The 13,220-nt window shown below is 61.8% G+C and carries 8 protein-coding genes and 1 pseudogene; 5 read left to right on the top strand and 4 right to left on the bottom strand.

Going from position 1 to position 13,220, the window contains the following annotated elements; translation table 11 throughout:
• Position 1: 1 nt before the first annotated feature.
• Both ACQQ92_RS06945 and ACQQ92_RS06940 read left to right on the top strand, forming a co-directional pair.
• Entirely contained in the window at positions 2-817 is an 816-nt protein-coding gene (locus ACQQ92_RS06945) for an electron transfer flavoprotein subunit beta/FixA family protein (RefSeq protein ID WP_154517150.1), read from the top strand.
• Complete coding sequence (locus ACQQ92_RS06940; protein ID WP_427728273.1) at positions 818-2,023, top strand: FAD-binding protein; 1,206 nt, start codon at positions 818-820, stop codon at positions 2,021-2,023. It begins immediately after the preceding gene.
• On the opposite strand, the gene ACQQ92_RS06935 is transcribed toward ACQQ92_RS06940, so the two are convergent.
• Positions 2,020-2,832: an HD domain-containing protein gene (locus ACQQ92_RS06935; RefSeq protein ID WP_427796118.1), complete on the bottom strand. Its 813-nt coding sequence runs from the start codon at positions 2,830-2,832 to the stop codon at positions 2,020-2,022. The two genes, ACQQ92_RS06940 and ACQQ92_RS06935, sit on opposite strands and share 4 nt — an antisense overlap.
• Positions 2,833-3,347: 515 nt before the next feature.
• Between ACQQ92_RS06935 and ACQQ92_RS06930 the strand changes: the two genes are divergently transcribed.
• Together ACQQ92_RS06930 and ACQQ92_RS06925 are read left to right on the top strand one after the other, a co-directional pair.
• On the top strand, positions 3,348-4,370 hold the full coding sequence (locus tag ACQQ92_RS06930) for a 2-keto-3-deoxygluconate permease (RefSeq protein ID WP_427794925.1): 1,023 nt from the start codon (positions 3,348-3,350) through the stop codon (positions 4,368-4,370).
• A 150-nt stretch (positions 4,371-4,520) separates the two neighbouring features.
• The gene (locus ACQQ92_RS06925; RefSeq protein WP_427796117.1) at positions 4,521-5,672 is read left to right on the top strand and encodes a diguanylate cyclase domain-containing protein; all 1,152 of its coding nucleotides are present in this window, start codon (positions 4,521-4,523) and stop codon (positions 5,670-5,672) included.
• 307 nt (positions 5,673-5,979) lie between these two features.
• Here the strand turns inward: ACQQ92_RS06925 and ACQQ92_RS06920 are convergent.
• The 3 genes and pseudogenes from ACQQ92_RS06920 to ACQQ92_RS06910 all read right to left on the bottom strand — a co-directional run.
• A pseudogene (locus tag ACQQ92_RS06920) lies at positions 5,980-6,495 on the bottom strand (hypothetical protein); the annotation flags it as partial.
• Positions 6,496-6,648: 153 nt separating this feature from the next.
• On the bottom strand, positions 6,649-7,584 hold the full coding sequence (locus tag ACQQ92_RS06915) for a DMT family transporter (protein WP_427728283.1): 936 nt from the start codon (positions 7,582-7,584) through the stop codon (positions 6,649-6,651).
• 100 nt (positions 7,585-7,684) lie between these two features.
• On the bottom strand, positions 7,685-11,431 hold the full coding sequence (locus ACQQ92_RS06910) for a phosphoribosylformylglycinamidine synthase (RefSeq protein ID WP_427796116.1): 3,747 nt from the start codon (positions 11,429-11,431) through the stop codon (positions 7,685-7,687).
• A gap of 184 nt (positions 11,432-11,615) precedes the next feature.
• Here ACQQ92_RS06910 and ACQQ92_RS06905 point away from each other — a divergent pair, with 184 nt between their 5' ends.
• Positions 11,616-13,178 (top strand): cation:proton antiporter, encoded by a 1,563-nt coding sequence (locus ACQQ92_RS06905; protein WP_427719616.1) that lies wholly within the window; start codon positions 11,616-11,618, stop codon positions 13,176-13,178.
• The last annotated feature ends 42 nt before the right edge of the window (positions 13,179-13,220 follow it).

Genomic DNA, 13,220 nt, shown 5'->3' with positions numbered 1-13,220 from the left:
GATGAGCGATTTCCATATGGTGGTGTGCGTCAAGGCGGTGCCGGGCAGCACCGAGGTCAAGATGGACCCCAAGACCAATACCATCGTGCGCGATGGCAAGCAGGCGGTCATTAATCCCTTTGATGCGAGCGCTTTGGAATGCGCGCTGGCGCTGAAGGACGACTTTATCGGCTTTGGCATGGACGTGCGCGTAACGGTGGTGTCGATGGGCATCCCCGCGACTGAATCGCTATTGCGCGACTGCATCGCCCGAGGCGCCGATGACGCACTGCTGCTAACCGATCGCGCCTTTGCAGGTGCCGATACCCTGGCAACCACCTATGCCCTCAAGTGCGGCATCGAGGCGCTCGACGAGGACTTCGACCTGCTCATCTGCGGCAAGATGGCGGTGGACGGCGATACGGCCCAGATTGGTCCCGAGCTTGCCGGTGCCTTCGAGATTCCCTGCGTGACCGACGTGAGCTGCGTGCAGAGTGCGGGCTTTACGACCTGTGGTTCACTGGCGCTTGTTCACGGCTGCGATGCCGGCGAGGAGACAGTCTATCTTGAGATGCCGTGCGCGATGACGACTGCCAAGGAGATTGGCCAACTGCGCATGCCGAGTATCGCCGGTATTCGTGCGGCCGAGGAGGCGGACGTGCGCGTGGTCAACGCTGCCGACGTGAACGCCGACCCCGCGCGCTGCGGTCTTGCCGGCTCGCCGACACAGGTCGTGCGATCGTTTGTGCCCGACCGCGACCAAACGTGCGAGGCCGTTGACGGAACGGCGTCCGAGCAGGCGGCGAAACTTGCCAAGATTATCGAGGGGATGGCATAGATGAGCGGACTGATTATCGATAGCGAAGCCTGTATCGGCTGTGGTCGCTGCGTTCGCGCCTGTGCCTCGGGCGGCATCGTAGTGGAAGGCGAGCGGCCCAACCGTTGCGCCCGCGTAACCGACGGCTGCATCCTATGCGGCGGGTGCGTCGACGCTTGCCCCGTCAATGCCATTTCGATCGAGCGCGACGAGGCTGCCGGCGCGGTTGACCTCGATGCATATCGAGACATTTGGGTATTCGCGCAGACCGACGAGCACGATACGGTGACTCCCGTTGCCTTCGAGCTCATGGGCAAGGGCCGCGAGCTTGCGGATACACGCGGCTGTCGCCTGGTGGCGCTGGTCGGCATGGGCCCCGAGGGTTCTCTCGGTGACCTGGAGCATCTGGTTTGCGCCGGTGCAGACGAGGTCCTGATCTGTCGCGACGAGCGTCTGCGCCAGAACGATGTGGAGGTCTATGCTCGCCTCATCTGCGATTTGGTGGCAGAGCGCAAGCCCGAGGCCATTCTGTACGGAGCGACCGCCTTTGGCCGCGAACTGGCACCCGGCGTTGCCGTGCGTTTGCAGACGGGCCTTACGGCTGACTGCACCGTGCTTTCGATGGATACGGAGACGGGGCTGCTGCAACAGACGCGTCCGGCGTTTGGCGGCAACCTGATGGCCACCATCGTCTGCCCCAATCATCGTCCCCAGATGGCAACGGTGCGCCCCGGCATCTTTAAGGCGCCCGACTTTGACTACGGCCGCTCCGGCACGATCACCCAGATAGCACTTGCGGATGATGCTAAGGCTCGTGTCGAGATCTCGATTCCCGCCGAGGAGTGGGGACAGCAGGCTTCAATCGCCGATGCCGAGCGCCTGGTCGTGGTAGGTCGCGGCATTGGTTCCAAGAAAAACCTGCCGCTGATGCGAAGGCTCGCCGAGGCTCTGGGAGCCGAGCTTGGCTGCACGCGACCTGTCGTGGAGGCCGGCTGGTTGGAGTATCGCCATCAGATTGGCCAGACGGGCGTATCGGTTTCGCCCAAGATTCTTGTGAGTATCGGTGTTTCGGGCGCCATCCAGCATCTTGCCGGCATCGGTGGGGCGGAATGCATTATCGCCATCAACGAGGACCCGGATGCCCCCATCTTTGGTGCTGCCCAGTACAAGGTTGTCGGTGATGCCGTCGAGGTCGTCGAGGAGCTGCTAGCCCAGCTTGAGCGCTAGGCGCGCGCCAGCCAGTCGCGCATCTCTTCCCTAAGACGGCTCCAGGTTGCCTGTGTGGCGGGGTCGGTAAAGGGCTGCGTAATACCAAAGGGCGCGTCGAGCAGGCGGTAGATATCGCCCTGCTCGCGCGCCAGCGCGCGGCTCGCCGGATAGACGAGCTCAAACATAAAGCAGATGAGTCCTACCAGGTAGTCCGCGGGCTCGTCGCGTTCATCACGTGCGACGCAGCGGTGCTCGTCAAAGGCGGCCAACGTCGGCGCCGAGAAGTGGCTGGCGAGAAATGCGTTCTCATCCACCTTGAGGATGGTGTCAACGGTGCTGTCGGCGATGGTGCGCATAATGTCGATTTTGTCGCCATCGCGCACGATATCGCAGAAGCACCGTGTACGCTCGTCGAGTTGCGCCGGCAGGCGAAAGTCACTGTGATAGGCGATGCTCGCGCGGATGAGCTCGTCTTCTGCCGGGCTGTCGATAAAGTCGCGGATACTTGTTGCCGCGGGCGCGTCTGCAGGGTTTTTGCCAAAGAGGACCTCGAGGCCCAACTTCGCATGGCTCATGCTCTCGGCATCCTTAAACGTGTCCCAGCGTCGCAGCTGCTCAAAGCGGCCCATATCGTGCAACAGCCCACAAAGCCACGCCAGGTCAATGTCCTGCGGTGACCAGCCCTGCTTGCGTGCCACGGCATCGCATGCCTCGGCAACGTGGTACGTATGCTCGATTTTGAGCGCGATACGCGGATTGGCGGCATCGTAGGCATCGGTGTAGGTCCTGAAGGCCGCGATTGCCCCCGTTCGATCGATAGCTGTCATAACGACTTCCTAAAAAAGCTGTGTCTTTCTGTGTCTTTCGATCCGGTGGCAATTGTAGGTGAACTCGGTTGCCGCCGGGCGATGATTCTGCCATGTCGTCGAATGCGGCTCAGAAAGCTTGTCGGGACGAGGAACGCCATGGTGCTCAAAATCGTTAAAACCGTCTGGCCGGTGATGCTTACCAATGTTGCGATAGGTGCGCCGTTGTCGATGTTCCCACCGCTATTGCGGGTTTTGTCTGCACATCGCTCTTTATTTGCCTGCTCTTTTCGCAGCGGCTGTCGGCGTCGTTGCGGTGGCAATCAAGACAAAGTCGATGTTGTGGTGCTGCGTCTCGGGTATCGGGCTCTATATCGTTTTGAGCCTCGTATAGGAGTGGGGTGCGTTTACCGTCCGGGCCCCACGAATCGGATTTCTCACCGAGCCGGTCTGCTTCTTCTGGTACCATGGTCAAACTTTACTGTAGCAAAGCATGACGTGGGCTTTTGTTCTGCGTCGGCGGAAATGGGGGTTTCATGGCACAGGAAGCGATCGCCAACGAGCAGAAGAAATTCAAAGTACCGCGCATTCCGGGTGACATCATGATCTACCCGATGATCGTCGGCCTTTTGCTCAATACCTTCTGCCCGCAGGTCTTCGAGATCGGCGGCTTCTTTACCGCCGCCTGCCGCGGCGGTTCCAATACCATCGTCGCCGCGATCCTGTTGTTCGTGGGTGCCGGCATCAGCTTTAAGTCCACGCCGGGTGCCATCAAGACCGGCATCGTCGTACTGATTCCTAAGCTTGTGGTGGCAGCCGTGCTGGGCTTGAGCGTTGCGTATTTCTTTAACGACAACTTTTTGGGCCTGAGCTCGGTTTCCATCATCGGCGGCATAACGTTTTGCAACATGGCGCTCTACACGGGCATCATGGGCGAGTTTGGCGACGAGTCCGAGCAGGGCGCCGTGGGCATCCTGTTCTTCACGGCGGGCCCTGCGGTTACCATGATCATTCTTGGTGTCTCTGGTCTTGCCAACATTCCCGTTGGCACCATCATCGGTTCCATCCTGCCGCTCGTGATTGGCATGGTTTTGGGCAACCTCTTCCCGTTCATCAAGAACCTGCTGGTTCCCGGCACCAATCCTGCGATCGCCGTCATCGGATTTCAACTCGGTGCGTCTATGAGCCTGTCGAGCTTTATCGCCGGCGGCATTTCCGGCATCTTGCTGGGCCTTGTCACGTTGTTTGTCGTCGGTCCCATCACCTTTGCGTTCGAGCGCCTGTGCGGCGGTAACGGCAAAGCCGCCGTGGCTTGTTCCACCATCGCCGGCACGGCTATGACCACGCCGGTTGCTCTTGCCGAGGTCGCGCCGCGCTATGCCGAGCTTGCGCCCACCGCATACGCTCAGATCGCCACCGCCGTCATCATCACGGCAATCATGGCTCCGATTCTGACCGGTTGGGTCGATAAGAAGTTCTACCAGGGCAAGGAAGACCTGTCGCCCGCCGGTGTCGAGGCCATCGAGGAAGCCGTCGCGGCCGACATCGATGGCGAGTAGCCATCGGCGCCCATCAATGATGCTGGCGTGCAACTCGCGCCGTGAGAGCGCCCGGGCGCTCTGGTATTATTCCCTTATTCCCCTCTGGATTGGGGGAGTTATGGTGATGCGTGCGGCTCGGAGAAGCGCTGTCGGTTTGATGATGGGGAGATGGGCCTGGTGGTCAAGGCGCTCAAGATTGAGATATTCCTGCTAAGCATGATTGTTCTTATCGGGCTTGCCGTGCGGAGTCGTCGCTCCTTGTTCTCGAGCACCCAGCAGCTATTGTTTAGCATGCTTGGCTACACCTCTGCCGCGTACATATTATTCGATATGATCTGGGTGCTATTGGATGGTGTGGACGGCACGTTGGGCATTGCTGTCAACTGGATTTCCAACGCGGTTTCGTTTTCGCTCTTTGCCATCGTGTGTCTCATTTGGTTTATCTATTCCGAGACGGTGCAGGGTTCTCGCCTTTTGGCCTCGCGCTATAGGGTGGTGCTTGTAGCGTCGCCTACGGTTCTGGTGGTCGTGCTGGCGTTTACCAGTTACTGGACGCACGCCCTGTTCTATATCGATTCGCAGGGCGTGTATAGTCGCGGCTCTGCTTATATGATCCAGCCCATTGTCAGCTACTGTTACGTTATACATACGTCCCTACATGCGTTTGTGCAATCTCGCAGGGTCGAGAGCCTGCAGACGAAGACCATCTATCGAACCTTGGCATTTTTCGCCATTCCGGCCCTGGTGGGCGGTACCTTTCAGGTTGTATACTCGTTGCCCGGCCTTTGTGTCGGCATAATGATTAGCATATTGCTGCTCTACATTGTCTTCCAGGAGCAGCTCATCTCGACCGACCCGTTGACTGGCCTCAACAATCGCAACCGTTTTGAGACCTATATACTGTCGCTCTTCTCAAATGTGGATCAGGCCAAAGACGTGTATCTGCTTGTGATGGACGCCGACGGCTTTAAGCAGATTAACGACCGCTATGGACATGTGGAGGGCGACCATGCTCTTCAGGTCATATCCGCTGCGCTCAAAGAAGTCTGCTCGGCGTCTGGTAGCTTTATCGCGCGTTATGGCGGCGATGAGTTCGTGGTGCTTCAAAAGGCGATAGCGGAGCAGGATATCTTGCATCTGTGCGCGGCAATCAACGACGAGCTCGCGCGCGCCGAGGTTCCGTATCTGTTGCGGATGTCCATCGGCTACGCACGGGTTGGTGATGGCGTCGATACCTGGCAAGACTTGCTCCGTGCTGCCGACGCGGAGCTCTACCGCGTAAAGCGCGAGAAGAAGAAAGTCGGCGTCCAGATACGCTAGAAAAAGGGGCGCACGACCGTTGCGATGGTCGTGCGCCCCTTCTGCGCTTTCGGGGACTAGTATCGGCTGTCGAAGATGCGCCTCGTCTTTTTCTCGGAGCGCGGCAGCTCACCAGGCGCGGCGTGGCATCGCCATGGTTTTCGATGGGGTTAAACGCGTCTGCGGCCTTGCCGCTGGAGTAGGCATCTGCAATCTGCGGCAGGCGCTCGTTAACCTCGCCATGGGCGGTAAACGAACGGCGCGGGAAGATAACCCATTTGGGATCCTTCTCAAAGGTGCCAGCGGGATGTGCGACGGTATGCTCGGGTACCTCCAAATAGGTTGAGGCGTGACATACGCGGGTGGTGGGGCGCACGATAACGGGCGTATGGTAGCGCTCCGAGATTTCAAATGCCTCTTGCATCATCGCGTAACCCTGCTCCAGATTTTGCGGATCGAGCACGGGGATCTTCGCAAATGCGGCAAAGCGGCGCGTATCCTGCTCGGTTTGAGAGGAGATGGGGCCGGGATCATCGGCAACAAACAGCACCAGGCCGCCCTTGATGCCCACGTAGTTGAGGCTCATGAGCGGGTCGGAGGCAACGTTTAGTCCGACTTGTTTGCAGGTAAAAAGGCAGCGCGCTCCTGCATACGATGCGCCTGCCAGCACCTCGAGCGCGGCTTTTTCGTTGGTCGACCACTCGACGTGGACACCCTCGGCACTACCTTGGGCCTTGAGTTTGGCAACTGTCTCGACAAGTTCCGTCGACGGCGTGCCCGGGTAACCGGCGACCACGCGAACGCCCGCCGCAAGCGCGGCATACGCAAAGGCCTGGTTTCCCATAACCAGTTTCTTATGCATCTGTATCCCCTCGATGTCGCCGGCGCGTTACGGCAAGACGGCGTCTGTCGCCGCGACTCGGTACGAAATCAACGAGATACAGTGTACTCCATTAAGCTAAAGCGAGAGCTGCCCTTTTCCAAACGGGGTGGTTTGTTAGGCCTTTTTAGGTTTGTTGACAATGATGATGCCACTGCAGACCAAGAGCAGGGCCACAATTACGGTAACGGGGCTCGTGCCAGCGCCCTCTCCGAGCAACAACGCGCTCAACAGCACGCCAAAGACCGGGTTCATAAAGCCAAAGACCGAAACGCGGCTAACGGGGTTGACGGCGAGTAGGCGGGACCACAGCGAGTACGCGACGGCGGAAATGAGCGCCATATAAATGATGAGCGCGATGGCGGGGGCGATTTCGGTGGGGAATAGCGCGCCGCCCATCAAAAACCCGATGGCGGTAAGGACCAAACCGCCGACCAAAAACTGCCAGCCGGCGAGCAAGACGCCGTCATGCTCGCGCGAGAAGATGCCAATGAGGCAGGTCGACAGGGCGCCCGCAATAGTGGAAGCCAAGATAAATCCCTCGCCGTCGAGTGTAAAGCCAAAGGTGCCGTCCGCACCCGAAAGGTTGACGAATGCGACGCCGGCAAAGCCCAGTACGCAGCCGAGCACCTTGGTCGCATCGAGCTTTTCGGTGCGAAACGCCAGAGCGGCAAAGAGGATGGCGAGGAAGTTGGCGCTGGCCTCGATGATGGAACTCGACATGGCGCTGGCGCGCGAGAGTCCCAGGTAGAAAAAGAAGTACTGCCCGATAGTCTGGAAGAGCGACAGGATGCAGATGGGCTTAATGTCGCGAGCCTGTGGAACGAGTGGGCAGCGCTGGGCCGCGCTCATCCCAACGATAACCAGGGCGCCGGCAAGCGTGAAGCGCAAGCCCGCAAAGAGCAGCTGCGAGGCGCTATCGTGCGCGGGGATGCCAAAGAGCTCATAGCCGATCTTGATGCAGGGGAAAGCCGACCCCCAGAGTGCGCAGCAGACGAGGCAGCCCAGGATGAGTCCGGGCAGGGTGGCGAGATACGGCTTGCGGCTTTCCATGATGTCCTTCCTGTATGCGCGAAGTAAAAAAGAACCCGCCACCGGGTGTGCCGGTGGCGGGTGTTGTTACCCGAGGGGATTGTACCCGATGGGAACGTATTTAAGCGAAGTAGGCTACGCCGCTCTCAAAGATCGGCATGAACTTATCGCCGGGGACATGCTCGGGCACGTTGCGGTACAGGTTGTCGCCGCGACGCTCGGCATGGCCCATCTTGCCCAGGACGCGGCCGTCGGGGCTCGTGATGCCCTCGATGGCGAGCGCGGAGCCGTTGGGGTTGACGGAGAGATCCATGCTGGGCTTGCCATCCTCGCCCACGTACTGCGTGGCGACCTGGCCGTTGGCGATCAGCTGGGCGAGCACTTCATCGTTGGCGACAAAGCGGCCCTCGCCGTGGCTGATGGCGACGGTGTAGGGGTCGTCCAGACTGCACTGCGACAGCCACGGGGACAGGTTGGACGAGATGCGGGTGCGCACCAGACGGCTCTGATGGCGACCGATGGTGTTGAACGTCAGCGTGGGCGCATCGGGCGTGGCGTCGACGATGTCGCCGTAGGGCACCAGGCCGAGCTTGATCAGGGCCTGGAAGCCGTTGCAGATGCCCAGCATCAGGCCGTCGCGGGCCTTAAGCAGGTCGCGGACTGCCTCGGTGACCTCGGGAGCGCGGAAGAACGCCGTGATGAACTTGGCGGAGCCGTCGGGCTCGTCGCCGCCCGAGAAGCCGCCGGGAATCATGACGATCTGGCTTGCACGGATGCGGCGGGCGAGCTCGTGGGTGCTCTCGGCGACGGCCTCGGGCGTGAGGTTGTTGATCACGAAGGTGTCGGCCTCGGCGCCGGCGGCGCGGAAGGCGCGGGCGCTATCGTACTCGCAGTTGTTGCCGGGGAACACAGGGATGATCACGCGCGGGCGGGCGATCTTGGCGCCGCCGTACACGTGGATATCCTTAGCGCGGAAGTCGATGGCCTCGACCTCGGGGGTCTCGCCGGCGCTGCGGTAGGCGAAGACGCCCTCGATACCGCTCTCCCAGGCCTCCTGGAGCTCGGCGAGCTCGATGACTTCGGAGCCGGTGTCGATGACATAGCCCTCGACGGTGGTACCCAGGGGCTCGACGACAACGCCGTCGGCGACCTCGGGCAGCTCGGCGTCCTCGGCGAGCTCGACGATAAAGCTGCCGTAGAGCGGGGTGAAGAGGCTCTCCACGTCCACATCTTCGGCAAGCTCGATACCGATCTGGTTGCCGACGCACATCTTAAAGAGGCTCTCGGCGCCGCAGCCGTAGCCGGGCGTGGAGACGGCCAGGGCGTCGCCGGTAGCGGTGAGCGCCTCGACGGCGTCAAACGCGGCGAGCAGCTGCTGGGCATCGGGGCGGTAGTCCTCGCCATAGGTGGCGGGGGCGATGCGAACGACGCGGTGCGTGAGGCCCTTAAACTCGGGGGAGACGGCGCGGGCGGCACGGCCCACGGCGACAGCGAAGCTGATCAGGGTCGGCGGAACGTTGAGCTCGCCGGCCTCGTCCTCAAACGAGCCGCTCATGGAATCCTTGCCGCCGATGGCGCCGGCACCCAGGTCGACCTGGGCCATAAGGGCGCCCAGGACGGCTGCCATGGGCTTGCCCCAACGTTCGGGCTCGGTGCGCAGGCGCTCAAAGTACTCCTGGAAGGAGAGGTAGGCGCGCTTGTGCTCAAAGCCGGCGGCAACGAGCTTGGCGATGGACTCGACCACGGACAGGTAGGCGCCTGCAAACTGGTCGGCCTCCATCAGGTAGGGGTTGAAGCCCCATGCCATAGCGCTCGCCGTGGTGGTCTCGCCGTCCACGGGGAACTTGGCGACCATGGCAGAGCTCGGGGTGAGCTGCGTCTTGCCGCCAAAGGGCATGAGCACGGTAGCGGCACCGATGGTGGAGTCGAAGCGCTCGGAAAGGCCCTTGTTGGAGGCGACGTTGAGATCGGTGACAAGCGAGGTCATGCGCTCGGCAAGCGTGGTGCCGGCCCAGCTGGGTTGCCACACGCTGCGGGCACACACGTGGGCGACCTGGTGCTTGGGTGCACCGTTGGAGTTGAGGAACTCGCGGGACAGATCGACGATGGCGACGCCGTTCCAGGCCATACGCATGCGCGGCTCGGCGGTAACCTCGGCGATGACGGTCGCCTCCAGGTTCTCCTCGGCGGCATAACCCATGAACTCCTCGACGTCACCGTCGGCGACGGCGCAGGCCATGCGCTCCTGGGACTCGGAGATAGCGAGCTCGGTTCCGTCCAGGCCGTCGTACTTCTTGGTCACGGTGTCCAGGTCGACATACAGGCCGTCGGCAAGCTCGCCCACGGCGACCGAGACGCCGCCGGCGCCAAAGTCGTTGCAGCGCTTGATCAGGCGGCAGGCGTCGCCGCGGCGGAACAGACGCTGCAGCTTGCGCTCGACCGGGGCGTTGCCCTTCTGGACCTCGGCACCCGAGGTCTCGATGGAATCGGTGTTCTGGGTCTTGGAGGAGCCGGTGGCACCGCCGATGCCGTCACGGCCGGTGCGGCCGCCCAGCAGGATGATCTTGTCGGTGGGGGCGGGGCACTCGCGGCGCACGTGGTTTGCCGGGGTGGCGCCCACGACGGCGCCGACCTCCATGCGCTTGGCCACGTAGCCGGGGTGATAGAGTTCGTAGACCTGACCGGTGGCAAGGCCGATTTGGTTGCCGTAGCTGGAGTAGCCGGCGGCAGCGGTGGTCACGAGCTTGCGCTGCGGCAGCTTGCCCTCGAGCGTCTCGGAGACCGGGACGGTGGGGTCGCCGGCGCCGGTGACGCGCATGGCCTGGTACACATAGCTGCGGCCAGAGAGCGGGTCGCGGATGGCGCCGCCCACGCAGGTGGCGGCACCGCCGAAGGGCTCGATCTCGGTCGGGTGGTTGTGGGTCTCGTTCTTAAACAGGAACAGCCAGTCCTGGTCCTCGCCGTCGACATCGACCTTCACCTTGACGGTGCAGGCGTTGATCTCCTCGGACTCGTCGACATCGGTCATGACGCCGGTCTTCTTAAGGTACTTGGCACCGATGGTGCCCATGTCCATGAGGCAGACGGGCTTGGCGTCGCGACCGAGCTCGTGGCGCATCTCCATATAGCGGTCGAAGGCCTGCTGTACCACGGCGTCATCGATTGTCACGTCGTCCAGGACGGTACCGAAGGTGGTGTGGCGGCAGTGGTCGGACCAATAGGTGTCGATCACGCGGATCTCGGTGATGGTGGGGTCGCGGTCCTCATCGCGGAAGTACTGCTGGCAGAAGGCGATGTCCGCCTCGTCCATGGCAAGGCCGCGCTCGGAGATAAAGGCGGCAAGGCCGGCCTCGTCGAGTTCGCGGAAGCCGTCGAGCACCTCGACGGGCTGGGGCTCGGGGGTCTCCATGTACAGCGTCTCGGGTAGGTCGAGCGAGGCGATGCGGGCCTCGACGGGATTCACCACGTAGTGCTTGATGGCCTCGATGGCGGCTTCGTCCAGAGCGCCCGAGATCATATAGACCTTGGCGGAGCGCACGGCGGGGCGCTCGCCCTGGCTGATGAGCTGCACGCACTCGCTGGCGGAGTCGGCGCGCTGGTCAAACTGGCCAGGCAGGAATTCGACGGCAAAGACGGCGCCATCGCTTGCGGGGAGTTCGTCGTAGGTCACATCGACCTGGGGCTCGCTAAAGACGGTCGGCACGCAGGAGCGGAAAAGCTCCTCGTCGATGCCCTCGACGTCGTAGCGGTTGATGATCCTCAGGGCCTCGATGCCCTTGATGCCGAGAATTTCGGTCAGCTCGCCCTTGAGCTGCTGAGCCTCGACGTCGAACCCGGGTTTCTTCTCCACGTAAATACGAGAGACCATTGGTTCCTGCCTTCCTGATCGGTTGGGCGTACGGTGCGGTATGCGGCAGCGGTCGGTTTGCGGGACAAGCCTCGCGGTCGCCTTGAGCCACATGTTTGTAAACGTCACTATGATACGACAGCTCATGGCGTATTGAGGACGGCGAGGGTGCTACAGTGAAGCGCAAACAAGAGAAAGGCATCACATGGCATTCGTTTCGCTCGCCATCATCGCGCTTGTGGCTTTCGCAAGCCCCTTTATCGCATCGGCGATTCCCGGAAAGCCCGTTCCCGAGACGGTCTTTTTGCTCGTGTTCGGCGCGGTGCTGGGACCTCACATGCTCGGCGTCATCCATGTAGATGCCGAGGTCTCGCTTGTGTCCGAGCTCGGTCTGGCCTTTTTGTTCCTGCTTGCCGGCTTTGAGATCGACCCCAAGAACATCACGGGCGTCGAGGGGCGCTACGGTATGGCGACGTGGGTCGTCACGTTTGGCATCGCCTGGCTTGCCGTGCGCTTTACCCCGTGGTTCTCGGTCAGCCATTTCGACGGTATCGCCGTGACGCTGGCGCTCACTTCGACGGCGCTCGGCACGCTCGTGCCCATCATGCGTGAGCGTTCGCTGACCGGCACGCGTGTGGGTGACTCCATCCTTGCCTATGGCACGTGGGGAGAGCTCGGTCCCGTGCTCGCCATGTCGGTGCTGCTCTCCGCTCGTACTGGTATCCAGACGCTCGTGATCCTTGGCTTGTTTGCACTGGTCTGTGTGCTGTTGGCCGTGGTTCCGAGCCGCTCCAAGCGCGTCGGCAGCCGCTTCTTTGCGTTTGTCGAGGAGCGGGCCGACACGACGTCGCAGACGTTCGTGCGCCTGACGGTGCTCATCCTGGTCACACTCGTGGCATTTTCCGCCATCTTTGACCTCGACATCGTGTTGGGCTCTTTTGCCGCCGGCTTTGTCCTGCGCTATATCATCCCCGAGGGCAACCATACGCTCGAGACCAAGCTCGATGGCCTGGCCTATGGCTTTTTGATTCCGGTGTTCTTTACCGTGTCGGGCGCAAAGATTGACCTGACGGCCGTGGCGTCGCGCCCGGGTCTGCTCGTGGGCTTTATCGCGGCGTTGCTGATCATTCGCGCCGTGCCGATCCTTGTCTCTATGAGCATTTGTCCCGCGACACGTGACGTTTCGGCGTATGGCCGCATTACCGTGGCTCTGTACTGCACTACGGCCCTGCCGATCATCGTTGCCGTGACGAGTGTGGCCGTCAACGCAGGCGCGCTGTCGCAAGACGTCGCCTCGGTTATGGTAGCCGCCGGTGCCATCACGGTGTTCTTGATGCCGCTGCTCGCGCAGCTCTTCTATCGCGTGGTCGATGCCGCGCCGGCCACTGCCGTGGCAGAGGTCGCCGAGCACCCTGCCGACGCACTCGATATCCTGCGCGCTCACCACGACCTAGCGAGCCTGCTCGCGCGCGAGCATGAGCTTTTGACCTCGCATGGCCATGGGCGTTCGCTCGACGGCATACCTACCCTTGATTCCATTGCTGACCGCCTCTCGATCGAGGCAGCGAGCGGCCACATCGATGCCCGCATCGTGGACGCCGCTCATTTGCTGGCTGAGAAGACCTATGGCGACGAGATCGACCCGTCCAAGCTGACTCCGCGTGAGCGCCGCCGCCTGGAGCGCGCCAAGCTCGCCGTGCGCGAATACCGCCGCCGCATGCTGGAGCTCTACGCGCGCGATGAAGCCCAGGACGACGACGGCAAATAACGAGATGCTTCCCTAGGGGAAGCCGCGTCCCGCTTTAAAGAC

This window comes from Collinsella sp. SGI.241, from assembly GCF_050312955.1.
In the GTDB taxonomy this organism is placed as follows: Bacteria; Actinomycetota; Coriobacteriia; order Coriobacteriales; family Coriobacteriaceae; genus Collinsella.
The sequence above is the reverse complement of the archived record's forward strand: the minus strand, read 5'-3'. Positions and strand labels throughout refer to the sequence as shown.